The sequence below is a fragment of the Saccharomonospora xinjiangensis XJ-54 genome (assembly GCF_000258175.1).
Taxonomy (GTDB): Bacteria; Actinomycetota; Actinomycetes; order Mycobacteriales; family Pseudonocardiaceae; genus Saccharomonospora; species Saccharomonospora xinjiangensis.
Genome location: NZ_JH636049.1, coordinates 498307 through 520749, shown reverse-complemented (window position 1 = coordinate 520749; position 22443 = coordinate 498307). Strand labels below are relative to the sequence as shown.

Annotated in this window: 22 protein-coding genes and 4 tRNA genes; 18 read left to right on the top strand and 8 right to left on the bottom strand. The window is 69.0% G+C overall.

What is annotated here, in order from left to right; translation table 11 throughout:
• The first annotated feature begins 103 nt into the window (after nt 1–103).
• Genes SACXIDRAFT_RS01905 through SACXIDRAFT_RS01895 form a run of 3 tightly spaced genes read left to right on the top strand, consistent with a single transcriptional unit; the run spans nt 104 to nt 2687 of the window.
• Nucleotides 104–1456 carry a M16 family metallopeptidase gene (locus SACXIDRAFT_RS01905; RefSeq protein ID WP_006236763.1) on the top strand — a complete coding sequence of 451 codons (1353 nt, stop codon included), beginning with the start codon at nt 104–106 and terminating at the stop codon, nt 1454–1456.
• Nucleotides 1453–2223, top strand: coding sequence for a 4-hydroxy-tetrahydrodipicolinate reductase (dapB, locus tag SACXIDRAFT_RS01900; protein WP_006236762.1), 771 nt, complete (start codon nt 1453–1455; stop codon nt 2221–2223). The genes SACXIDRAFT_RS01905 and dapB overlap by 4 nt, the downstream gene beginning before the upstream one ends.
• A gap of 8 nt (nt 2224–2231) precedes the next feature.
• Entirely contained in the window at nt 2232–2687 is a 456-nt protein-coding gene (locus tag SACXIDRAFT_RS01895) for a membrane protein (RefSeq protein ID WP_040922395.1), read from the top strand.
• Between the two features lie 27 nt (nt 2688–2714).
• On the opposite strand, the gene SACXIDRAFT_RS01890 is transcribed toward SACXIDRAFT_RS01895, so the two are convergent.
• From SACXIDRAFT_RS01890 to SACXIDRAFT_RS01880, 3 genes are all read right to left on the bottom strand, one after another.
• Complete coding sequence (locus tag SACXIDRAFT_RS01890) at nt 2715–3233, bottom strand: hypothetical protein (protein ID WP_006236760.1); 519 nt, start codon at nt 3231–3233, stop codon at nt 2715–2717.
• 116 nt (nt 3234–3349) lie between these two features.
• Nucleotides 3350–4540, bottom strand: a complete 1191-nt coding sequence (locus SACXIDRAFT_RS01885) for a cation:proton antiporter (protein ID WP_006236759.1) — start codon at nt 4538–4540, stop codon at nt 3350–3352.
• A gap of 11 nt (nt 4541–4551) precedes the next feature.
• Nucleotides 4552–5034 (bottom strand): cation:proton antiporter regulatory subunit, encoded by a 483-nt coding sequence (locus SACXIDRAFT_RS01880; protein ID WP_198284294.1) that lies wholly within the window; start codon nt 5032–5034, stop codon nt 4552–4554.
• Between the two features lie 317 nt (nt 5035–5351).
• Here SACXIDRAFT_RS01880 and mbhE point away from each other — a divergent pair, with 317 nt between their 5' ends.
• The 10 genes from mbhE to der all read left to right on the top strand — a co-directional run bounded on the left by mbhE (nt 5352) and on the right by der (nt 14634).
• Nucleotides 5352–7823 carry a hydrogen gas-evolving membrane-bound hydrogenase subunit E gene (gene mbhE / locus SACXIDRAFT_RS01875; RefSeq protein ID WP_006236756.1) on the top strand — a complete coding sequence of 824 codons (2472 nt, stop codon included), beginning with the start codon at nt 5352–5354 and terminating at the stop codon, nt 7821–7823.
• Nucleotides 7820–8395, top strand: a complete 576-nt coding sequence (locus SACXIDRAFT_RS01870; protein WP_006236755.1) for an MnhB domain-containing protein — start codon at nt 7820–7822, stop codon at nt 8393–8395. The genes mbhE and SACXIDRAFT_RS01870 overlap by 4 nt, the downstream gene beginning before the upstream one ends.
• On the top strand, nt 8392–8877 hold the full coding sequence (locus SACXIDRAFT_RS01865; RefSeq protein WP_006236754.1) for a Na(+)/H(+) antiporter subunit C: 486 nt from the start codon (nt 8392–8394) through the stop codon (nt 8875–8877). Before SACXIDRAFT_RS01870 ends, SACXIDRAFT_RS01865 begins: the two co-directional genes overlap by 4 nt.
• Nucleotides 8874–10406 carry a Na+/H+ antiporter subunit D gene (locus SACXIDRAFT_RS01860; RefSeq protein ID WP_006236753.1) on the top strand — a complete coding sequence of 511 codons (1533 nt, stop codon included), beginning with the start codon at nt 8874–8876 and terminating at the stop codon, nt 10404–10406. Before SACXIDRAFT_RS01865 ends, SACXIDRAFT_RS01860 begins: the two co-directional genes overlap by 4 nt.
• Nucleotide 10407: 1 nt before the next feature.
• The gene (locus SACXIDRAFT_RS01855) at nt 10408–11028 is read left to right on the top strand and encodes a Na+/H+ antiporter subunit E (protein ID WP_006236751.1); all 621 of its coding nucleotides are present in this window, start codon (nt 10408–10410) and stop codon (nt 11026–11028) included.
• Nucleotides 11025–11291 (top strand): MrpF/PhaF family protein, encoded by a 267-nt coding sequence (locus SACXIDRAFT_RS01850; RefSeq protein WP_006236750.1) that lies wholly within the window; start codon nt 11025–11027, stop codon nt 11289–11291. Before SACXIDRAFT_RS01855 ends, SACXIDRAFT_RS01850 begins: the two co-directional genes overlap by 4 nt.
• Nucleotides 11291–11659 carry a monovalent cation/H(+) antiporter subunit G gene (gene mnhG, locus SACXIDRAFT_RS01845; protein WP_006236749.1) on the top strand — a complete coding sequence of 123 codons (369 nt, stop codon included), beginning with the start codon at nt 11291–11293 and terminating at the stop codon, nt 11657–11659. Before SACXIDRAFT_RS01850 ends, mnhG begins: the two co-directional genes overlap by 1 nt.
• A 111-nt stretch (nt 11660–11770) precedes the next feature.
• On the top strand, nt 11771–12496 hold the full coding sequence (gene cmk / locus SACXIDRAFT_RS01840; RefSeq protein ID WP_006236748.1) for a (d)CMP kinase: 726 nt from the start codon (nt 11771–11773) through the stop codon (nt 12494–12496).
• The gene (locus SACXIDRAFT_RS01835) at nt 12493–13167 is read left to right on the top strand and encodes a lysophospholipid acyltransferase family protein (protein WP_006236747.1); all 675 of its coding nucleotides are present in this window, start codon (nt 12493–12495) and stop codon (nt 13165–13167) included. Before cmk ends, SACXIDRAFT_RS01835 begins: the two co-directional genes overlap by 4 nt.
• 51 nt (nt 13168–13218) lie before the next feature.
• Nucleotides 13219–14634 (top strand): ribosome biogenesis GTPase Der, encoded by a 1416-nt coding sequence (gene der, locus SACXIDRAFT_RS01830; protein ID WP_006236746.1) that lies wholly within the window; start codon nt 13219–13221, stop codon nt 14632–14634.
• A gap of 48 nt (nt 14635–14682) precedes the next feature.
• On the opposite strand, the gene SACXIDRAFT_RS01825 is transcribed toward der, so the two are convergent.
• The gene (locus SACXIDRAFT_RS01825; protein ID WP_006236745.1) at nt 14683–16014 is read right to left on the bottom strand and encodes an ROK family protein; all 1332 of its coding nucleotides are present in this window, start codon (nt 16012–16014) and stop codon (nt 14683–14685) included.
• A gap of 127 nt (nt 16015–16141) precedes the next feature.
• Between SACXIDRAFT_RS01825 and SACXIDRAFT_RS01820 the strand changes: the two genes are divergently transcribed.
• The gene (locus SACXIDRAFT_RS01820; protein WP_006236744.1) at nt 16142–17065 is read left to right on the top strand and encodes a PAC2 family protein; all 924 of its coding nucleotides are present in this window, start codon (nt 16142–16144) and stop codon (nt 17063–17065) included.
• Between the two features lie 62 nt (nt 17066–17127).
• A complete protein-coding gene (locus tag SACXIDRAFT_RS01815) occupies nt 17128–17487 on the top strand; it encodes a hypothetical protein (protein WP_085978648.1) in 360 nt (119 codons plus the stop codon).
• Nucleotides 17488–18006: 519 nt separating this feature from the next.
• Here SACXIDRAFT_RS01815 and SACXIDRAFT_RS01810 read toward each other — a convergent pair.
• From SACXIDRAFT_RS01810 to SACXIDRAFT_RS01795, 4 genes are all read right to left on the bottom strand, one after another.
• Nucleotides 18007–18081: transfer RNA gene (locus SACXIDRAFT_RS01810), tRNA-Val, on the bottom strand.
• Between the two features lies 1 nt (nt 18082).
• Nucleotides 18083–18154 (bottom strand) — tRNA-Cys (locus SACXIDRAFT_RS01805).
• 54 nt (nt 18155–18208) lie between these two features.
• A tRNA-Gly gene (locus SACXIDRAFT_RS01800) sits at nt 18209–18281 on the bottom strand.
• A gap of 127 nt (nt 18282–18408) precedes the next feature.
• Nucleotides 18409–18834, bottom strand: coding sequence for an SsgA family sporulation/cell division regulator (locus SACXIDRAFT_RS01795; RefSeq protein ID WP_006236742.1), 426 nt, complete (start codon nt 18832–18834; stop codon nt 18409–18411).
• A 345-nt stretch (nt 18835–19179) separates the two neighbouring features.
• Here SACXIDRAFT_RS01795 and SACXIDRAFT_RS01790 point away from each other — a divergent pair.
• The 3 genes from SACXIDRAFT_RS01790 (at nt 19180) to SACXIDRAFT_RS01780 (ending at nt 22433) form a co-directional block, all read left to right on the top strand.
• Nucleotides 19180–19254 (top strand) — tRNA-Val (locus SACXIDRAFT_RS01790).
• Between the two features lie 547 nt (nt 19255–19801).
• The gene (gene thrS, locus SACXIDRAFT_RS01785) at nt 19802–21880 is read left to right on the top strand and encodes a threonine--tRNA ligase (RefSeq protein ID WP_040922391.1); all 2079 of its coding nucleotides are present in this window, start codon (nt 19802–19804) and stop codon (nt 21878–21880) included.
• Nucleotides 21870–22433 (top strand): HIT family protein, encoded by a 564-nt coding sequence (locus SACXIDRAFT_RS01780; RefSeq protein WP_006236740.1) that lies wholly within the window; start codon nt 21870–21872, stop codon nt 22431–22433. Before thrS ends, SACXIDRAFT_RS01780 begins: the two co-directional genes overlap by 11 nt.
• Nucleotides 22434–22443 lie beyond the last annotated feature (10 nt).

The following is a 22443-nucleotide window of genomic DNA, read 5'->3' as shown; positions in this document are numbered from 1 at the left end:
TCGACGCATCCGTTGTCCACACCCGAACGAATAGTCTCGAACGGCCCGTCGCCGCCGCGCTGGTGGTGACGGGCCGTTCGGGTGAGGTGAGTCGAACGAAGTCATGGCTCCACAGATCGCCGGACATCTGCAACCCGTCGGTTCCACCCACACTCTCGACGCGGAGTCGGCCGTCAGGCGCACCGTGTTGCCCGGAGGGCTCCGGGTGATCACCGAGTCGGTGCCCGGCGTGCGCTCGGCCACGCTGGGGCTGTGGGTCGGGATCGGTTCCCGCGACGAGCAGCCCACTGTGGCCGGAGCGGCCCACTACCTGGAACACCTCCTGTTCAAGGGCACCCGGCGACGCGACGCGACCCGGATCGCCGAGGAGATCGACGCGGTCGGCGGGGAGATGAACGCCTTCACCTCCAAGGAGCACACGTGCTTCTACGCGCAGGTGCTCGACGAGGACCTCGAACTGGCGATGGATCTCATCACCGATGTCGTGTTCCAGGCGACCTGCGCGGACGCCCACGTGGACACCGAGCGGCGGGTGGTGCTCGAGGAGATCGCCATGCGCGACGACGACCCCGAGGACCTGCTACAGGAGATGTTCGCGGAGACGATCATGCCCCGGCATCCGCTCGGGCGGTCGGTGCTCGGCACGGAGCAGTCGGTCACGGAAATGACACCGTCGTCGCTTCGGGGTTTCTACCGCCGCCGTTACCGTCCACATCGGATGGTGCTGGCGGTCGCGGGCAACGTCGAGCACGACGACGTGGTACGCCTCGTCCGCTCGGCGCTGCGTGACCGGTTGTCCGGCTCGGAGGCGCCTGCGCCCCCGAGAGCGGGCAGGGCCAGGTTCGGCCGCTCACCCCGGGTGGCGCTGCACAGCGACGACACCGAGCAGGCACACCTGATGCTGGGGGTGCGGGTGCCGGGGAGGCACGACGAGCGGCGGTACACGCTGTCCGTGCTGAACGCCGCGCTCGGCGGCGGGATGAGTTCGCGGTTGTTCCAGGAGATCCGCGAGCGAAGGGGACTGGCGTACCAGGTGTACTCGTCGGTGGCGGGTTACGCCGACGCGGGACACCTCGACGTGTACGTGGGTTGCCAGCCCGACCGGCTCGGTGAGGTGGCCGGCGTCGTCGGCGAGGTCCTCGCCGACGTGGCCGAACACGGGCTCACCGAGGCGGAGGTTGCCAGGGCGAAGGGGCAGCTGCGAGGAGGTCTGGTCCTCGGCCTGGAGGACACCGCCTCCCGGATGTTCCGGCTCGGCAAGAACGAGTTGAACTACGGTCAGTACCAGAGCGTGGACGACACCGTGGCCCGCATCGACGCGGTCACCGCCCAGGATGTGGCCAGCCTCGCCCGCACATTGCTGAGGAGGCCGGGTGGCCGGTCGGCGTCGGCTGTGGTCGGTCCGTACGCTCACACCGACGAGCTTCCCGACGAACTGCACGAGGTGATGGCATGACCGGGATGTCGGACAACGGCGAAGAGACTCCGATCAAGGTCGGTGTGCTGGGCAGCCGGGGCAGGATGGGCGCCGAGGTCGTCAGGGCCGTGGAAGGCGCGGCCGACATGACCCTGGTCGCGGCCGTGGATTCCGGCGACGACCGCGCAGCGCTGACCTCCGCGGACGTGGTGGTCGATTTCACCCATCCCGACGCCGTGATGGACAACCTGCGGTTCGCCGTGGAAAGCGGCCTGCACGCGGTGGTCGGCACCACCGGGTTCACCGAGGAGCGGGTCGGGACACTCACCGGATGGCTTGCGGAGAAGCCGGAGCTGGGCGTGCTGATCGCCCCCAACTTCGCACTCGGCGCCGTGCTCGCCCTGCGCTTCGCCCAGCAGGCCGCGCGGTTCTACGACTCAGCGGAGGTGGTGGAACTGCACCACAACCGCAAGGCCGACGCGCCGTCGGGCACGGCGGAACACACCGCCCGCGTGATCGCGAGGGCCAGGGCCGAGGCAGGGATGGAGCCGGGGGAGGACGCCACCACGTCCGAAAGGGACGGTGCGAGAGGCGCCGATGTTGCCGGGGTCAGGGTGCACTCGGTGCGGCTGCCCGGTCTCGTGGCGCACGAGGAGATCCTGTTTGGCGGTCAGGGCGAGACACTGACGATCCGCCACGACTCGCTCGACCGGACGTCGTTCATGCCGGGCGTGCTGCTCGGGGTCCGCGCTGTGCTCACCAGGCCGGGGCTGACCTTCGGCCTCGACCGTGTTCTCGACCTGTGACGGCCGCTGTGAGAACTCGCAATCTCGCTCTCGTCGTCACCGCCGCCGTCGTCATCTACCTGGTGTTGCTGGTCGGCAGGGCCGTGGAGCTGCTGCGATCCGGCGATCCGGTGGCCGTCGGGCTCGGCGCGGCCGTGTTGGTGCTGCCAGTGCTCGGTGCCTGGATGGTGGTGGCGACGTGGCGTTCCGGGGTCCGGATCCAGCGACTCGCGAGGAAGCTGGAGGCCGAGGACGGACTGCCCGACACCTCAGGGCTTCCTCGCAGGCCCTCAGGGCGGGTAGACCGGCCTGCGGCCGACGCTTGGTTCGCCGAGCGGCGCGCCGAGGTGGAGGCCGATCCGCACGACTGGCGGCGCTGGTACCGCCTCGCCTACGCCTACGACATGGCGGGTGATCGCAGGCGTGCTCGCGCCACCATGCGCAAAGCGGTGGAGCTGGAAGCCGCCGACAGCGGCGACGACTGACGGACGCTGCGCCGACGCCGCACCACGTCACACCCGGAGCAGGCTCGCGAAGACCGAGGGAGCGGCGGCCAGCGCGCTGAACCGGACGAGGCGGCCGAGGAAACCCACGACGACGAAGACCGGCAGCCGCATGCGAACCATGCCCGCGAGGACCGCGGTGGCCATGTAGGGCGGAATACCGGCCACCGAACTGATCCCGTAGGTCGTGATCATCCAGTGCGGATGCCGGTGGCAGCGTTCCCGCACCGCTTCCAGCAGGCCCCGCAGCCGCTTGGTGCGCCGCCGCCAGCGCTCCCTGGCCGGTGAGGGCGGCCGCAGTTTGCGGGTGCGATGCAGAGCCGAGGGGAGTTCGATGCTGCCCCGGGCGGCGAGATAGTAGAGCAGCTTTCCCGCCACCTGACCGAGGGCGGCGGCGGCGCCCACACCGATCCAGGGCAACCACGGCTCGCTGGTCACAAGGCCGATCACGAACAGCTCCACGCTCATGACCGGCAGCACGGACGTGCCGAAGGCGACGCCGAGCGAGATGCACAGCCACGTGAGCACGGGAAGCCTCTCGGACGTGGGACGGGTGACGCCCACCCTAGCGACGCCGGAGCCCCGGGAGGCGCGAAAGCAGCCGATCTCGGGGAAAATCCCGGAGCGTTTCCGGCCAGGCCGTACTAGCCGGCCCCAGCGGGGGCCGGCCGAGATGGGGGGCGGGTGAGCAGGCGGGTGAGAGGTTCCACGACCCTGGCCGCTATCGGGCCGAGGATCGCCATGAGCAGAACGTACGTCGCGGCGAGTGCGGCGAGTTCACCGTCCACCGCGCCTGCCGATACGGCGAGTCCGGCGATGACGATGGAGAACTCGCCCCTGGCCACCAGAGCGGCCCCGGCCCTCGCCCTGCCCATACGGCCCACCCCGGCGCGCCTCGCGGCCCACCATCCCGTGACGACCTTGGTGGCCGTGGTGACCACGGCGAGTATTACCGCCCACAGCAGAACTGGCGGAATGCTGCGCGGGTCGGTATTGAGACCGAACACGACGAAGAAGACGGCCGCGAAGAGATCGCGAAGCGGTTCGAGCAGCTTCGTGGCGTTCTCCGCCGTGGAACCGGAGATCGCGATGCCCAACAGGAACGCGCCGACCGCGGCCGACACCTGCATGGCCGAGGCCAGTCCTGCCACCAGCAGTGCGGCGCCCAGGAGCTTCAGCAGGAACACCTCGCGGTCCCGGCTATCCACGACAGCTGAGACAAACCGGCCGTACTTCAGAGCCACGAGCATGACCACGGACACGACCGCGAGCGAGATGCCCACCGCCTTCAGCCCGCCGAGCAGGCTCGCCCCGGCGAGCACGCCCGTGAGGATCGGCAGATACGCCGCCATCACGAGGTCCTCGAACACGAGGATCGACAGCACCACCGGGGTTTCCCGGTTGCCCAGCCTGCCGAGGTCGCCGAGGACCTTGGCGACGATGCCCGACGACGAGATATAGGTGATGCCGCCGAGCGCCAGCGCTCCCAGCGGTCCCCAGCCGAGGATCAGCGCGACCCCGGCACCGGGCGCGGCGTTGAGCGCGACGTCGAGCAACCCGGCCATCCAAGACCGGCGCAGACCGGTGAACAGCTCATCCGCCGTGTATTCGAGGCCGAGGGTGAGCAGGAGGAGGACGACCCCGATCTCACTGGCGAGGGTCGTGAAGCCGCTGATGTCACCGAGCGGGAAGACGCCGCCTGTGCCGAAGGCGAGGCCGCCCAGCAGGTACAGGGGGATCGGGGACATACCGATCTTGCCGGCGAGCCTGCCCAGCACGCCCAACACGAAAAACACAGCACCGAGTTCGAGAAGGGACAGTGCGGTGTGATCCACGCGAGTGTGCCTCAGCCTTGCTTGAGAATCTTGGCGGCCTCGTCGAGCCCGTCGGAGGTGCCGACGACCACGAGCACATCACCGGCGGTGAACAGGAATTCCGGCGTGGGGGAGGGGTTGATCTGGCCCGCACGCATGACGGCGACGACGGAGACGCCCGTGCGGGTGCGCAGTGCCGTGTCGGCGAGGGTATGGCCGTCGAACGGGGACCCGCTTTTGATCGTCAGCTGTCTCGTGCTGATGCCGGGGAGCTCCCGATGCTCCTCGGTCAGTTGTGCCACCAGTTGCGGCGCGCCGAGAAGGTTGGCCAGGGTGCCTGCCTCTTCCGTGGTGAGCGGCAGCGAGGCAAGGCACGCATCGGGGTCCTCGGACTTGGACACGATGAGCTCGATCGTCCCGTCCCGGTGTGTGACCACCCCGACGCGCCGGCCGCTGTTCAACGCGAAGTCCTTCCGGACGCCGATGCCCGGCAAGGGGGTTACGTCCACGTTCACGAGTTCACGGTAACGCATGAGGGGTATCGCATCGGCGGTGGTCGCGCGCGGGCACCGAGCGCGGGAGAGGTGTCGCGGGCGCTCCGGTGGTGCCGGTGAAGTCCGCCGACTTCACCGGCCACAATTCTCCGACTTTACCGGCAATCGGTCCCGTTGAAACTGAGAAGATCATCACCCGTCGTATCGATCGTTCGGCGCTGCGCTGGAGAAAGGTCGTTCGTAGGATGGAACGGCGGGGTTGATCGCTGATCGCACGCTGACGCGGTGGCCGTCCCGTTCGAATGCCCGACGACGGACCCGAGACGGCGGTGGAATGAATGCTGGTGGCGATTCTGGCTCATTTCGCCGTCGCGGCGGTGCTTCCGGCCGTCGCGCGCAGGTGGGGCAGAGCCGCCTTCGTCGTCGGCGGGCTGCTGTCAGCGGCGACGCTCGCCACGCTGCTCCTCTTCTTTTCCGAGGGCGCGTTCGGCGATGCGGACGCAGCCGTGGAGCAGACAATCGCCTGGGCGCCGTCGATCGATCTGGAGATAACACTCCGCATCGATTCCCTTTCGGTGCTCATGTCATTGCTTGTCTCCGGAATCGGCGCACTGATTCTGTTCTACTACGCTTCGTACGCGAAATCAGGAGACCGGAACGTCGGCCGTAATTCCTCGTTGCTCGTGGCATTCGCCGGAGCGATGCTGGGACTTGTTCTCGTCGATGACATCTTCTCCCTGTATCTGTTCTGGGAACTGACCACCGTGGCTTCGTTCCTGCTCGTCGGCGGAGACGGCACGACGAGGAGGTCGCGCCGGTCTGCCACGCAGGCGTTGCTCGTCACGATCGTGGGCGGGCTGTCGATGTTGCTGGGCCTGATCCTGCTCGCCACCGCCTCGGGGACGGTCAGGGTGTCGGAGATCGTGGCGGACCCACCACCTGCGGGGCCGCTGGTGAGCGTCGCGGTGGTGCTCGTTCTCGTGGGCGCCTTCACCAAGTCGGCCCAGTTCCCGTTCCACTTTTGGCTTCCCGCCGCCATGGTGGCGCCGACGCCGGTCAGCGCCTACCTGCACGCGGCGGCCATGGTCAAGGCGGGCGTCTACCTGGTGGCGCGCTTCGCGCCCGGTTTCTCGGGGCTGCCCGCCTGGTGGATTCCCGTGGTGGTGCTCGGGCTGTGGACCATGATTCTCGGTGCGGTGAGAGCCCTGCGGCAGAACGACCTGAAGACGCTGCTCGCATTCGGCACCGTGAGCCAATTGGGCTTTTTGATGGTTTTGGTGGGTTCGGGTGGCTTTGTCTCCGCGCTGGCGGGCGCGGCGCTGATTCTGGCGCACGGGTTGTTCAAATCGACGCTCTTTCTCGTCACCGGCATCATCGACAAGCGGGCAGGCACCCGCGACGTGCGGCATCTGTCGGGCCTAGGACGCCGGTGGCCGTTGTTGGCCGGGCTGGCGGCGCTCGCCGTGGCCTCGATGGCCGGTGTGCCGCCGCTGCTCGGTTTCGTCGGCAAGGAGGCGGCGCTTGAAGCCTTCCTGCACGGTGGCGCGCTCGGGCCGGTCGCGGGTCAGGTGGTTCTCGTCGGCCTTGTCGTCGGCTCGGCCCTGACGGCGGCGTACAGCCTGCGCTTTCTCGTCGGCGCGTTCGGGACCCGCCCCGAGGTCGAGCCGATGCGCCCGGAACGCCCTGGAGCGCTGTTCGTGGCTCCGGTGCTGGTGCCTGCCGTGGCGGGGCTCGTGCTCGGGCTCGTCCCGTCGTGGGTGGAGGTCCTCGCCGGGCGCTACGCAGACGTCTACCCCACGGAGGGCGCGCGCTACCACCTCGCGCTGTGGCACGGGTTCAGTGTGCCGCTGCTCCTGTCGGCGATCATTCTGATCGCGGGGTACGCGGCCTACCGCACGAGCCGGGTGCTTCGCCGGTTCGCCGGTCGCCTGCCCACGGCGATGCAGGCGGAGCCGGTCTATCTGGCCACGGTCGGTGCTCTCGATCGGAGTGCCCGCTGGTTGACCGGACGGTTGCAGGTCGGTTCGCTACCCGCCTATCTCGGCGTGATCGTGGTGGCGATGGCACTGGTGCCGTCCTTCGGCCTGCTGGCCGGTGTCGAAGGCACAACGGACCTGCGGTTCGCCGACTCGTGGATGCAGCCGGTGCTGGTGCTGCTGCTGCTCTCGGGGGCGGTGGCGGCCGTACTCGCCCGCCGTCGGCTCACCGTTGTCCTGGTGACCGGGCTGGTGGGCTACAGCATCGGGGCGTTGTTCGTGGTCGAGGGCGGGGTGGATCTCGCGCTCACTCAGTTCCTCATCGAGTCGCTGACCCTCGTGGTTTTCGTGCTGGTGTTGCGCCGCTTCCCCTCTGCGTTCGGCAAGGACCGGCCCCGGCCGCGCAGGGTGCGGCTCACCAAGGCGGCCATCGCCGCGGCCGGTGGCGTGGTGGTCGCGGCGCTGGCGGTGCTGGTGTCGGGTTCCCGCAGCGGCCTTCCCGAGACAAGCCAGGAGTACATCGCCCGTGCTGAACCCGAGGCCGGAGCCACCAACGTCGTGAACGCGATCATCGTCGATTTCCGGGCTCTGGACACGCTCGGCGAGATCACCGTGCTCGCGGTTGCCGCGATCGGCGCGGCGAGCCTCATTCTCGCCGCGCACCGGGAGCCGAGGAAACCCGGGTACGACACCGACGACCCGGAGGACACCGGTGAGCCCGGTGCGGACGAGGGGGACACCGGCGGCACCCGGGTCGCGGAGAGCCGGGCGGCGGGGCGCCTGACGCGCGACGATCCGAGCGGTGATCCCGGCCAGGAAGGGGCGAGTTCGTGACCACTTCCCGATCCGATGCGGCGGCGCAGCGCTGGTGGGACACCTGCGACCGGCCGCGCGAACACTGGCTGATGCGCGAGAGCGAGCGGACACGCTGGCCCCGTTCGCTGCTGCTGGAGGTGAGCCTGCGCATCGTCTTCCCGACGGTGCTGCTCGTGGCGATCTATCTGTTGTTCGCGGGCCACACCCGGGCCGGAGGCGGCTTCAGCGGCGGACTCGTGGCGGGTCTGGCGTTCGTTCTGCGCTACGTCGCAGGCGGGTCCGTGACGGGCCTGCGCCGGTCCTGGGTGCAGCCCCCGGTGGTGGTCGGTTTCGGGCTCATTGTCGCGCTGCTGAGCGCGATCGTGCCTGTGTTCTTCGGGCTCCCGGTGCTGTCCACCGCGGTGTGGACGGTGGACGTCCCGTTGCTGGGCTCGCTGAAGATCGCGTCGAGTTTGGCATTCGACTCCGGCGTCTTTCTGCTCATCGTCGGGGTGGTGCTGAACCTGCTGCGCACCCTCGGCGAGGGAATCCATCTGGGTGAGCTGGAGAGCGAACTGCACGACCAGCAGCCGGGGGGTACGAGCCCGTGACGATCAATCTGACGATGGCCGTGGCGATCGCCGGGCTCTACGCGGCAGGTTTCTACCTGCTCATGCAGCGGTCGTTGATGCGCGTGATCATCGGTATCACGATCCTCGGACACGGTGCCAACTTGTTTCTCCAGGTCGCGGGCGGTCCGCCCGGCATGCCGAGCTTCATCGGCGAGGCCATCCCCGACCTGATGGTCGATCCGCTTCCGCAGGCGCTGGCGCTGACCGCGATCGTCATCACGTTCGCGCTCACCACGTTCCTGCTCGCGCTGGCGTTCCGATCATGGGTGTTGCTGGGGCACGACGAGGTGCAGGACGACCTCGAGGACCGCAGGGTCGCGGTGCGCAGGGCCCGCGCCGTCGAGGAGACCGCGTCGCCGGATGTCGCGGGCCCCGACACGTCGGGCGAGGCGGAGGAAGCCTCCGAGGACGCTCCCGACGCTCCCGACGCTCCCGAGGTCTCCAGGGAGGCAACCCGGTGACCGTGCTGCTCGCGCTTCCTGTTCTGCTGCCGCTGCTCGGCGCGGCGTTGTCGCTCGTGCTCGGGCGAAGGCCCGACCTGCAACGGGTGATCGGCCTGACGGTCCTCAGCGTCGTCGTCGTGATCGCCTCGGTGCTGGTGTACACGACCGACACCCGAGGCCCAGTGGTGGCGCAGCTCGGCGGGTACGCCGCGCCGTTCGGCATCACGCTGGTGGCCGACCGGCTCGCGGCGCTGCTGCTCCTGGTCTCGGCTGTGGTCACGCTGGCCGTGCTCGTGTTCTCCATCGGGCAGCGGGTCACCGACTACGGCAGGGAGATCGCGTCCACGACGTTCCAGCCCGCGTACCTGGTGCTGTGCGCGGGCGTCTCGCTGGCCTACATCACCGGCGACCTGTTCAACCTCTTCGTCGCCTTCGAGATCATGCTCTCGGCGTCGTACGTGCTCATCACCCGCCGCACGACGGCCCGCCGCGTCAGGGCGGGCATGACGTACGTGATCGTGAGTCTCACGTCGTCACTGCTGTTCATCACGCTGATCGCGCTGGTGTACGCGGCGGCGGGCACGATCAACCTCGCCGACCTCTCCGTGGCGTTCCGCGACCTCTCGCCGGGAGTGCAGACGAGTATCGCCCTGCTCGCGACGGTGGTCTTCGGTATCAAGGCCGCGCTGGTGCCGCTGCATTTCTGGTTGCCGGACAGCTACCCGACCGCGCCAGCGCCCATCACCGCCGTGTTCGCCGGGCTGCTCACGAAGGTGGGTGTGTACGCGCTCATCCGCACCCACACGCTGGTGTTCCAGAACGACACAGGGTGGACCGTGATCCTCGTGGTGTCGATGCTCACCATGATCGTCGGTGCGCTCGGGGCCATCGCACAGGAGGACATCAACCGGTTGCTGTCCTTCCTGCTGGTCAGCCACATCGGTTTCATGCTCTTCGGGCTCGGCATGGCCACGGTCGTCGGGGTCACCGGCGCGATCCTCTACGTCGTGCACCACATCACGGTGCAGGCCGCGTTGTTCCTGGTCAGCGGTCTGCTCACCCGGCGAACGGGCACGGTGTCACTGCGCGAGATGTCCGGCGTCGCCAGAACCGCGCCGTTCATCGCGGTCCTGTTCGCGGTTCCGGCACTCAACCTCGCGGGCATCCCGCCGTTCTCCGGCTTCATCGCCAAGATCACGCTCTTCCGCGCGGGTGCGGAGAGCGCCACGGCGCTCGTGTACACGGCCACCGCCGCCGCCGTATTGACGAGTTTCCTCACCCTGTACGCCCTCACCAGGGTCTGGGTCGGCGCGTTCTGGGGTGCCGAGCGGGAGCCGTTCCCCAACGCGGACCCCACCGACGAGGTCACTGTGGGAACCGGCCTCACCAGCCGCCCGATGGTGTTCGCCACGAGCGTGCTCGTGCTGGCGGGGGTGGCGATCGCGCTGGCAGCGGGTCCGCTTTCCGCCATGAGCGAGAGGGCGGCGGAGGATTTGCTGGGTGGCGACCAGTACCGCGGCGTGGTGCTCACCGGAGCGGAGGACTGACATGCGAGACGGGATGCGCCGGTTCTCCCCCCTACTTGCCCTGTGGCTGTTGGGGGCCTGGTTGCTGCTGTGGCGCTCGGTCGAACCGCTCGTGCTGGTCTCCGGTGTGCTCGCCACCGTGGCGGTGCTGTCGATGTTCCCGTTCGGTCCTGTGCGATCACCACTGCTGCTCCGTCCGCACCGCCTCTTCGTACTCACGGTCTACCTTGCCTGGGATCTGCTCGGTTCCGGCGTTCGGGTCGGGCGCGACGCGGTGCGTTCGGGTCCCCGTACGAAAGCGGTCATCGTCGAGGTGCCGATCCTCGTGAACCGGGATTTCCTGGTGGCGTCAACGGCCAACTTGGTGTCCTTGTCACCGGGCACGTTCGTCCTGCACATCGACCGCTCCGGCGGCCGTCTCTATCTCTACGCGCTCGGCGTGGGTGCTCGGGACATCGCCTCACTGGTGCGGGACTCCATACGGATGCAGACACGGGTGGTGAAGACGTTCGGTACCACCGAGGAGATCCGTACCTCGGAGGAGCAGGCTCGGCGATTCGGTGCCGAACCGCGCCTGGCTCCAGGCCAGCCCGACAGTGGAGGGGACACCGGCACCGACTCGACTCGTGAGGAGAAACAGTGACCGTCGTCTACATCGTCACCCTCGCGCTACTCGCCGTGGCAGGACTGCTCACGCTGGTCCGACTGGTGAAAGGCCCGTGGATCCTTGATCGTGCGAAATCGCTCGACGTGCTGGTTGTCCTCATCGTCGCGGGCTTCGCCGTGAATATGGCGATGACCGACTCCGTGCTTACTGTGCCGATCCTGGTGAGCACCGTGCTGCTGGGTTTCGTTGGCACGCTCAGCGTCGTCCGGCTGACCGAGGGACGGAAGGAACACCGGTGATGCTGATCGACGTCGTCTCCAGTGTCTTCTTGCTCGGTGGAGCCCTGTTCTGCGTCGTGGGTGCCTTTGGACTGCTGAGGTTTCCCGACGTACTCAGCCGCTTGCAGGCCGGTACCAAACCCCAGACCGTGGGATTGCTCATGGTGCTGGCTGGAGTGGCGCTCCAGCTCGAGGCCGTGGACGCCGTTGGACTGATCCTCGTGGCGCTCCTCCAGGTGGTGACGGCCCCCGTGCTGTCCCAGCTCGTTGGAAGGGCCGCGTACCGGATCGGCGCCGTGGACAGGTCGTCCCTGCTGCGCGACGACCTCGGTGACCGGCTGCGCAGCGAGGGTTTTCCCACCCCGAAGGGTCGCCCGGGGGACCGGTGAGCCGGGGCTGCTCACACCACCGGGCACAATGAGAGCCGCAGGTCCGGCCCGCTGTCCGAGGTGAGGTCGGCAGGCGAATCCGAACTCATCGAACGGCAAGGAGTTGGCCCGGTGGCTCAAGCCCTGTGTGGCGTGGTGGCGTTGGACGGCCCGTCGGGAACCGGCAAGACGACGGCGGCGCGGAAGCTGGCCACGCAGCTCGGCGCCGGGTATCTGGACACGGGCGCCATGTACCGCGTGGCGACGCTGGCCGTGCTGAGGGCCGGTATCGATCCCGCTGACGAGGACGCCGTCGTGGCGCTGGTGCGCCGCACCCGGATCGAGGTGGGCACCGATCCCGGCGCGCCGTCGGCCTTTCTCGACGGCGCGGAGGTGGGCGCCGAGATCCGCACAGAGGACGTCAACCGCGCGGTGTCGGCGGTGTCGGCGGTGCCGGAGATCCGCGAACTCCTCGTCGCCGAGCAACGCAGGGTCATCCGCGAGGCCACAGGCTCCGGAGGGGGAATCGTGGTTGACGGCCGCGACATCGGCACGGTGGTCGCGCCCGAGGCGCCGCTCAAAGTGTTCCTCACCGCCTCGGCCGACGTGCGGGCGCGACGGCGCAGCGCACAGGACGCCGCGGAGGGCCGCCAGTCCAGTCCGGATCAGGCGAAGGCCTCGGTGCAGCGCCGCGACCACCTCGACTCGACGCGGGCGACCTCGCCGTTGCGCGCCGCGGACGACGCCGTCCTGCTCGACACCTCCGACCTGACGATCGACGAGGTCATCACCAGGCTCGCCGAGCTGGCCGACGGCAGGGGACTGCTCGGAGGCGAGGTCGCGGGGGTGCGCCGGTGAGCAGGCCGAGGCCGAGGCAGGGCACGGGGCTTCCCCCCGGCGCGGTACCGTGGCTGCACGACACGGGCCGGTTCATCGGTCGCTGGCTCTACCGGCCCGCCTTCCGGATCCGGGTCCAGGGCGTGGACAGGGTGCCGCGCACCGGTCCCGTCGTGCTCGTGGCCAACCACAGCTCGATGATCGAACCGCAGCTGATCTTCGGAATGCTGCCGAGGCGTTCGGTGTTCCTCGTCAAGGAGGAGATGTTCACCGGCGCGGCCGGATGGGGACTGCGCCGCATCGGCCAGGTGCCGGTGCGGCGCGGCGTGCCCGACCGCGCGGCGCTGCACACGGTCACCGAGGTGCTGCGTGATGGCGGGCTCGTGGGTGTCTTCCCCGAGGGCACCCGAGGCGCGGGCGACGTGAGCCAGGCGCAGCAGGGAGCCGCGTGGCTGGTGAGGGCCGGAGGTGCCGTGGTGCTTCCGGTGGCGGTGCGGGGCACCCGACGCCGACAGGGCGAACGGAGGCGCCTGCGCCCCGTGATCGACGTGGTGGTGGGTGAGCCGTTCGCCCTCGACGTCGGCAAGGGGCGGGCCGGGCTCGCCTCGGCCACCGAACGGCTCCGCGACACCCTCGCCGCGCTCGTGCGCGCCGTTGACGACGAGCGCGCGGGACGTGACCGCGAGGATTGACGATCTGGGGGAGCGCCCCCGGCAGGACAGGCAGAACGAGGGAAGAGACGTATGACCGAACTGGACGGGACCTGGTCCGACGAGGCGGAGTTCCTCCGGCTCGACGCTGCCGCCGCCGAGGAGCCGCAGTCGGACGACGGCGAGCCGGAACAGCCCGTGGTGGCTGTCGTCGGTAGGCCGAACGTCGGCAAGTCCACGCTCGTGAACCGCATTCTGGGCCGCCGCGAGGCGGTCGTGCAGGACACGCCGGGTGTGACGAGGGACCGCATCGCCTACGACGCCACGTGGCGGGGCCGCCGGTTCACGCTGGTGGACACCGGAGGCTGGGAGCCCGGCGCGTCGGGGTTGCAGGCGTCCGTGGCCGCGCAGGCGGAGCTGGCGATGGCGACGGCCGATGTGGTGCTGCTCGTGGTGGACGCCTCCGTGGGCGCCACCGCGACGGACGAGGCCGTGGCGAAGGTGCTGCGCCGCTCCAAGCGGCCGGTGATCCTCGCGGCCAACAAGGTGGACGACGAGCGGCTGCTCGCCGAGACGGCGTCGCTGTGGTCGCTCGGCCTCGGCGAACCGCAGCCGGTGAGCGCGCTGCACGGGCGCAGCTCCGGCGACCTGCTCGACGCGATGGTGGAGGCTCTGCCCGACGCGCCACGGGAGACCGACAGGATCAGCACGGGGCCGAGGCGGGTGGCGCTGGTCGGCAAGCCCAACGTGGGCAAGTCGAGCTTGTTGAACAAGCTGACGGGCGAGCAGCGCGCCGTGGTCGATTCCGTGGCGGGCACGACCGTCGATCCGGTGGACTCGCTCGTCGAACTCGACGGCCAGCTGTGGCGTTTCGTCGATACGGCCGGTCTGCGCAAGCGCGTCCAGACCGCCAGCGGCATGGAGTACTACGCGTCGTTGCGCACGAAGACCGCGATCGACGCCGCCGAGGTGGTCGTCGTGCTGCTGGACGCGAGCGAGCCGCTGTCGGAGCAGGACCTGCGCATCGTCACCACCGTCGCCGACGCTGGCAGGGCGCTTGTGCTGGCGTTCAACAAGTGGGACCTCGTCGATGAGGAACGGCGCCACCAGCTCGACCGCGAGATCGATCGCGGGCTGGTGCGGGTGCCGTGGGCGGAGCGGGTGAACGTCTCCGCGCTGACGGGCCGGGCCGTGCGCAAGCTCGCTCCCGCGCTGCGCACGGCACTGACGTCGTGGGATCAGCGGGTGCCCACAGGCCAGCTCAATGGCTGGCTCTCCGACCTCATCGCCGCCACCCCGCCGCCGGTGCGGGGCGGTAAGCAGCCGAAGGTGCTCTTCGCGACGCAGGCGGGCGTCCGCCCTCCCACACTCGTGCTGTTCAGCACCGGTTTCCTCGAAGCGGGTTACCGCCGGTTCATCGAGCGCAAGTTCCGGGAGCGGTTCGGTTTCACCGGCACCCCGGTGCGCATCAACGTCAGGGTGCGGGAGAAGAAGCCACGGAAGAAGTGAGGGACCGTGTTCTGTGACCCGCCGCCTGCGCCCGAGGGCGGCGGCGGGTCAGAACACGGGCGCGCGCAGCGGCACCTCGACGAGGGCGGGATCGCCTGCTGGGGAGCCGTTGCCCACCCACCGCGCGAGCCTCTCGGCGGCGAAGAGTTCGTCCAGAGCCATGAACGCCGCTCCGACGAGACCGGCCCTGTCGCTGAGTTCGGAGCGGGTGATGCGCAGTTCCCGTGTGGCCAGCGGCAGCGACCGCCGGTAGACGGTCTCCCGCACGGCAGCCAGCAGCAGGTCGCCTGCCCCGGAGACACCTCCGCCGATGATCACGAGTGCGGGGTTGTAGAAGCTGACGAGGGTGGCCAGCAGGTTGCCGATCAGCCTGCCTGCGCGGGTCAGCAGCTCCACGGACACGCGGTCGCCGCTCTGCGCCGCGCGGGAGACGTCGGCGGCCGTCACCGTGCCCGTGGCCGCCAGGACGTCGGCGAGGAACGGGCTGCGGCCCTCCTCCGCCGCGGCCAGCCCGTCCCGCGCCAGCGCGGCACCGCCCGCGTGGGCTTCGAGGCAACCCGTGTTCCCGCACCGGCACACGACCTCGTCCTCGTCGGAGACGGCCGCGTGTCCGATGTCGCCCGCGCAGCCTTGGCTGCCCCGGTGCAGCGTGCCGCCGGAGACGAGCCCCGCCCCGATCCCGGTGCCGATCTTCACGTAGAGGATGTCCCCGTGCCCCCGCGCCGTCCCGGCCCTCAGCTCGCCGAGCGCCATCGTGTTGACCTCGTTGTCCACCCACACCGGCGTGTCGTAGCGGCGGGCGAGGCGATCACGCACCGGGTAGCCGTCCCACCCCGGCATGATCGGCGGCGCGCTGGGCCGTCCCGTCGCGAACTCGACAGGGCCGGGAAGGCCGATGCCCACCCCCCACACGGCGAGGTCCTCGTCGGCCGTGTCGGCGCGCACGCGGTCCAGTAGCTCGTCAAAGAGCTCTTCGACACGGCCGAGTACGCTCTCCGGCCCCTGCGCGATGTCGGCCGGCTCGGTGTGTTCGGCCAGCACGCTGCCCGCGAGGTCGGTGACGCCGACACCGATGCTGGTGGCCCCGAGTTCCGCCGCGAGGATCACCCCCGCCCTCGCGCGGAACCGCAGTTCGCGGGGCGCGCGGCCGCCGCTGGAAGGGCCGAGTGCACCCTCTTCCAGCAGTCCGCACGCGGTGAGCTGGTTGACCCGCTGGGTCACGACGGTGCGGCCGAGCCCCGAGTGCCTGCCGATCTCCGGCCGGGTCCTCGCGGTGCCGGAGCGCACGAGGCCGAGCACGGTGGCAAGGCTGTCGGCATGCTCGCCGACCAGCGTCGTCGTGGTTGTCGATCCGGTTCGAGACACCTGCACCTGCCCCATCTTTCCACCATGCTTTCCGCCACCGCCCGCCTCGCAGGGGCACACTCGGCCGATGTGATGGGATTGAACGAGCGTCAGCAGGCGTTGCCCCCTGTGACGGCGAATGTGGTGAGTCAGGAGGTTGACGGTGGATCGCAATCCGGAGCAGCTGTACGACCTGGATTCCGGGGTGTTCGTGCCGGAGGAAGCGGTGCTGCTCTACCACTTCGACGGGTTCGTTGACGCGGGCTCGGCGGGGCGGACGCTCGTCGATCACCTGCGGTCGGAGTTCGACGGGCCGGTCGTGGCGCGATTCGACGTCGATCGCCTGCTCGACTATCGCTCACGGCGGCCCATGATGACGTTCTCGGCCGACCACTGGGCGGACTACGACGAGCCCGAGCTTGCCGTGCGACTGCTGCACGACGCCGATGGGACACCCTTTCTGTTGTTCACCGGCCCTGAGCCGGACACGGGGTGGGAGACGTTCATCGCCGCCGTGCGCGGTCTCGTCCAGCAATGGCGGGTGCGGCTGTCGGTGACGGGGCACGGCATCCCGATGGGTGTGCCCCACACCCGTCCGCTCGGCATCACGCCTCACGCGACGAGGCCCGAGCTGGTGCGGGGTGAGCGGGCGACGTTCAACCACATGCAGGTTCCCGGAAGCGCCGCGGCGTTGTTGCAGTACCGGCTCGGCCAGGCGGGGCACGACGTGGTGGGCTTCGCGGCCCACGTGCCGCACTACCTCGGGCAGTCGCGCTACCCCGCTGCGGCGTTGCGGCTGGCGGATGCCGTGATCGAGACGACGGGGCTGAGCGTCCCGCTCGCGGACCTGCGGGAGGCGGCACACGCCGCGAACCAGGAGATCGACCGGCAGGTGCGCGAGAGCTCGGAGGTCGCGGACGTGGTCGCCGCGCTGGAACGCCAGTACGACGCTTTCACGGCGGCAGGGCCGGAGAACAACCTGCTCGCCGACACCGGTGAGATGCCGAGCGGGGACGAACTGGCCGAGTACTTCGAGCGGTTCCTCGCCGAGCAGCAGCAGGGCCCCTCGGAGCAGGGTGAGGGCTGAAAGCGGGCGCGGATGTCCGCACGCGCCGGGGCCACCGGTGTGATCGTCGGTAGTGTCGCCGTGTGGCGACACCGGTGCTCCAGGCGATGCAGGCCGACGGGACGACGTGGGACGATCCGTCGGCCGACCAGTTGCACGACCTGCTGGCGGATTTGAACCTGACCTTGCGATTCGTCGTGGTGACACGGCTCGACCTCGAACCCGTCGGTCAGCACTATTTCCAGGTCTGGCTCGACGACGACCTGAGCTACCAGGTGGAGTACCGCGAGGGGGCGCCGGAGCGACATTTCCAGGCGCGGGTGCCGCGCGAGCACGAGGTGTTCGCGGTGGAGCCGGTGGCGAGGGTGCTTCAGGGCTGGGCGTCTGAGCGAGCCGGTTGGCGAGAGGCGCTGCCGTGGGTTCGGTGGTCGCCCGAGCAGTAGGGCGACGGCGGCGACGAAGGACGTGCGGGGGAACCCGGTGTGTGGGTGGCTGATCTGCTGGGTGCGGGCACGAGTTGTCCGGCAGGGAGGTCGGTGAGTTGTTCGAGCGGCCGACCCGGTGGGGCCGTGGCCGGGGTTCGGGTCCGCGCTGCTCGGCTCGCGCCGACGAGGTCTACGGCCGCACGCCCGTCAGCCTCGCAGCGTCGCCCATCGCGACGTGCGCCCTGCCACGCCACACCGGTCCTGGTCCCGGATCGGCCGGTAGGCCGACACCCCGAACTCGGCTGCCTCACGCTCGGCAGTCAACCGCTCGTTGAGGCGTGACGCGGAAACGCGACTCTGTCTCCTCCTGCTTCAACACCGCCGGCATGTCCGGGAACTCGCCGTCAGCGCCCCAGAACTCCTCCGGCATCGGTCTGCCCCGTGGCACCGGACGGTGCGGCGCGTTCCCACGCCTCCCGCAAAGGCTCCCCAGACACGAAGAAGGGGCTCCCGGTGATCCGGAAACCCCTTCTGAACTGGTGCGCGATACTGGGATCGAACCAGTGACCTCTACCGTGTCAAGGTAGCGCTCTCCCGCTGAGCTAATCGCGCGAGGCGGAGACGGGAATCGAACCCGTGTACAGGGCTTTGCAGGCCCTTGCCTGAACCACTCGGCCACTCCGCCGTGCTTGTGGATCAAGCGTGAACTCGATCCAACTGCGGAATGCCGCCGCAGTCGAGCGGACGACGGGATTCGAACCCGCGACCCTCACCTTGGCAAGGTGATGCGCTACCAGCTGCGCTACGTCCGCAATCTCCGACTCCGTGTCATCGCGACCTTCCGGCCAGTGACCCTTCGTCGTTGTGTGGAAAGAACTGTATCCGATGCCTTTCGGTCGCTTGCACGGGGGGTGGTCATCTTCTCCCGCAAGCCCATGATCAGCTCAAATCGTGCGGGATGAGTCTCGTGAGCGCGTCATCGACATCGACCCACAGGTGTTCGTTGCCGGGGAGCACGACGTCGTAGGTCTGGTCGAGGAAGTCGGCCAGCTCCTGTGCGGATGCCTCGAACATCGCGTGGCCGGAGGGTGAGCTTAGCTCCACGTAGACGGAGTCGGGGTCCTCGATCGACGGCTTGATGCGTACGTCGCCGTCACCCGCCTCGCCGAGTAGTCCGTCGGCGAGGAGGTCGCGGGCGAAAACCCACTCGACCCAGCCCGCGCGTCCCGTGCGGAACGCCGCGACGACCGCGTAGGGGTCGCGGGTGTCGTACCGCAGTTCGACCTTCACCGGAACCGGCGGGGTTCGCGGAGCCAGGAGGTCGAAGACCGCCGTGGACCGGAGCGTGACGTGATCGTTTCGCATGGTCGTTACCCTTCTGCTCCCTTCCGGCCGGCTTCGGCCGCGTCCTACGGGTGAGACGCGCGTGTGCGCCGGTTCGCTCACCGTGAATCCGGGTATCACCCGAACGTATGCGTCGCGGTGGGGTCCCGGTACATCCTGCTCGCTGCACCGTGGGAAAGGACAGGCAAGTCGCGCGAATGTTGCAGCAGACACGCGCCCGCCGGGATCGCCTCGTGCTCTGTTCCGGTCGCCGTCTCGGTGTCTCACCTGGGATGACGGCGCACGTGTCCCGCTGCCCACTCCGTTTGGGGGACCCCGTTCACAGGGCGAGATCAGCCTCCGCTACAGTGGTTCCCACAACGCAAGGGGCGATTAGCTCAGCGGGAGAGCGCTTCGTTCACACCGAAGAGGTCACTGGTTCGATCCCAGTATCGCCCACCACGAATTCAGTTTTCTGATATTTCGTTGTTTCGAAAGACCCGGTGTTCGTCGCCGGGTCTTTCTCATGTTCCCGTCGCCATTGGTTCCAACCAGCCACGATGGAGCAGGAACCCCGGCCCGAGTGAACGCCTCGGGCACGGTGTGCTGCTGACCTCGCGGCATCGGCTGGATGGTGACCCACGACCGAGCGGTGCGGGCCACGGGTCGCCACCCACTACGGTGGGTGCCCGGTCACTCACGGCGACAAACGATGTTCTTCTCGGGTTCGCCACGGACATCGGCGAATTCGAAGGGCACCGGGTGGCCGCCGGGGGTGCAGCCTCGGCAGGGTCGGGAAACATCCGTTCTCTGCTCCTCCCACGGTAGCGAGGGACTCGGCGATTGTGACAATCCTGTAACCACGCCCACCTTGTGTCCGGGACCACAGTGCGGGTGATGGCCGATGTGTTCTCCTGGGGAGCTGTCCTCACGCCCCGGGACAGAGGCGACCTGCGTGAGGACTAGCATCGTGGGCGCACGTCAAACCACGTTCCCGAGGGAGTTCCCCGTGTCGCAGTCGTCGTCCGCCGCAGCCCCGTCCGCCTCGCGCGTGGTGGTGCGAGCAGGCACTACGGCGGGTGCCGCGGTGCGGGAAGCGGGCCTGCCCACCAAGGGTGCCGAGGCCGTCGTCGTCGTCCGGGACGCGGAGGGGGCGCTGCGGGACCTCGCGTGGGTACCGGAAACCGACGTCGAGGTCGAGCCGGTCGCGGCGAACACCGACGACGGCCGCAGCGTGATCCGGCACTCGGCCGCACACGTGCTGGCGCAGGCGGTGCAGCAGCAGTTCCCCGAGGCCAAGCTGGGCATCGGGCCGCCGATCAGGGACGGTTTCTACTACGACTTCGCGGTGGACCGGCCCTTCACCCCCGAAGACCTCCAGTCGCTCGAGAAGCGGATGAAGCAAATCGTCAAGGGCGCACAGCAGTTCTCGCGCCGGGTGGTCGAGTCCGTGGAGGCCGCGAGGGCGGAACTCGCCGACGAGCCGTTCAAGCTCGAACTGGTGGACCTCAAGTCGGGCGGTGACGCCTCCTCCGTCGATACCTCCGAGGTGATGGAGGTCGGTGCGGGCGAGCTGACGATCTACGACAACCTGGACCCCCGCACCAAGGAGCGGGTGTGGGGCGATCTGTGTCGCGGCCCTCACGTGCCCACCACCAAGTACATCCCGGCATTCAAGCTCACCAGGGTCGCGGCGGCGTATTGGCGCGGCGACGAGAAGAACCCGCAGTTGCAGCGCATCTACGGCACCGCGTGGGAGTCGCAGGAGGCGCAGGACGCCTACCTGGAGATGCTCGCCGAGGCCGAGCGGCGCGACCATCGCAGGCTCGGTGCCGAACTCGACCTCTTCTCGTTCCCCGACGAGATCGGCTCGGGGCTGCCCGTCTTCCACCCCAAGGGCGGCGTGATCCGCAAAGAACTGGAGGATTACTCGCGCCGCCGCCACGAGGAGGCAGGCTACGAGTTCGTCAACACGCCGCACATCACCAAGGCGCAGCTGTTCGAGACCTCGGGGCACCTCCACTGGTACCGCGAGGGGATGTACCCGGGCATGCACCTCGACGCGGAGTACAACGAAGACGGTAGCGTGCGCAAGCCCGGCCAGGAGTACTTCCTGAAGCCGATGAACTGCCCCATGCACAACCTCATCTACCGCTCAAGGGGGCGCAGCTACCGGGAGTTGCCGCTGCGGTTGTTCGAGTTCGGCACCGTCTACCGGTACGAGAAGTCCGGTGTCGTCCACGGCCTCACCAGGGCAAGGGGCTTCACCCAGGACGACGCGCACATCTACTGCACGGCCGACCAGATGCACGACGAGATCAAGTCGCTGCTCCAGTTCGTGCTGGATCTGCTCCGCGACTACGGTCTCGACGACTTCTACCTCGAACTGTCCACGCGTGACCCCGAGAAGTCGATCGGCAGCGACGAGGACTGGGAGCGGGCCACCGCCGCGCTGCGCGAGGCCGCCGAGTCCAGCGGCCTCGACCTGGTGCTCGACCCCGGTGGAGCGGCGTTCTACGCGCCGAAGATCAGCGTGCAGGTCAAGGACGCCATCGGCCGGAGCTGGCAGATGTCCACGATCCAGGTTGACCTCATGGAGCCCGACCTGTTCGGGTTGGAGTACCAGGCGGCCGACGGCTCCCGCAAGCAGCCCGTGATGATCCACCGGGCGCTCTTCGGGTCGATGGAACGGTTCTTCGGCGTGCTCACCGAGCACTACGCAGGCGCGTTCCCCGCGTGGTTGTCGCCGGTGCAGGTCGTGGGAATCCCGATCGCCGACGCGCACACCGAGCACCTGCGGGGTGTCGAGAAGGCGCTGCGGGACAGGGGAATCCGGGTCGAGGTGGACACCAGCGACGACCGCATGCAGAAGAAGATCCGCACCCACACCACGCAGAAGGTGCCCTTCCTGCTGCTCGCGGGCGCCAAGGACGTGGAGTCGGGCGCGGTGTCGTTCCGTTTCCGCGATGGGAGCCAGATCAACGGTGTTCCCGTGGCGACAGCCGTGGACGCCGTGGCCGGCTGGGTGGCGCGCCGCGAGAACGCGTCGCCGACCGCCGAGGCGCTGGGAGCCTTCGTTGGCCGGTGACGGCGAGGGCGCGGGCCTGCGCCGGGAGTACGTGGAACAGGACGGTGTCGGGGTCGCGGACCAGCTCCAGCGGTTGTGGACCCCGCACCGCCTCGCCTACATCAAGGGCGAGAACAAGCCCGAGGGAGACGACGAGAGCGGGTGCCCGTTCTGCCGCCTCGCCCGGCTGGACGACGAGACGGCACTGATTGTGGCGCGGGGCGAGAGCGTGTTCGCGGTTCTCAACCTCTACCCGTACAACCCGGGCCATCTCATGGTGGTGCCCTACCGTCACGTGGCGGACTACCCGGACCTCACTGCCGAGGAGACGGTGGAGGTGGCCGAGTTCACGCAGCGGGCCATGCGGGTGATCAGGAGGGTGTCGGCGGCGCACGGGTTCAACATCGGCTTGAACCAGGGTGTGGCCGCTGGCGCCGGAATCGCCGCCCACCTGCACCAGCACGTGGTGCCCCGGTGGGGCGGCGATTCCAACTTCATGCCCGTCATCGGGCACACGAAGGTGTTGCCGCAACTACTCGGGCAGACCAGGCAGTTGCTCGCCGACGCCTGGTAGGCGCGCGGGT

Coding starts and splice junctions, on each gene's coding strand:
- mnhG (WP_006236749.1), top strand. CDS start 11,291: ATGCTGATCGACGTCGTCTCCAGTGTCTTCTTGCTCGGTGGAGCCCTG.
- SACXIDRAFT_RS01905 (WP_006236763.1), top strand. CDS start 104: ATGGCTCCACAGATCGCCGGACATCTGCAACCCGTCGGTTCCACCCAC.
- SACXIDRAFT_RS01855 (WP_006236751.1), top strand. CDS start 10,408: ATGCGAGACGGGATGCGCCGGTTCTCCCCCCTACTTGCCCTGTGGCTG.
- SACXIDRAFT_RS01825 (WP_006236745.1), bottom strand. CDS start 16,014: ATGGGGCAGGTGCAGGTGTCTCGAACCGGATCGACAACCACGACGACG.
- der (WP_006236746.1), top strand. CDS start 13,219: ATGACCGAACTGGACGGGACCTGGTCCGACGAGGCGGAGTTCCTCCGG.
- dapB (WP_006236762.1), top strand. CDS start 1,453: ATGACCGGGATGTCGGACAACGGCGAAGAGACTCCGATCAAGGTCGGT.
- mbhE (WP_006236756.1), top strand. CDS start 5,352: ATGCTGGTGGCGATTCTGGCTCATTTCGCCGTCGCGGCGGTGCTTCCG.
- SACXIDRAFT_RS01795 (WP_006236742.1), bottom strand. CDS start 18,834: ATGCGAAACGATCACGTCACGCTCCGGTCCACGGCGGTCTTCGACCTC.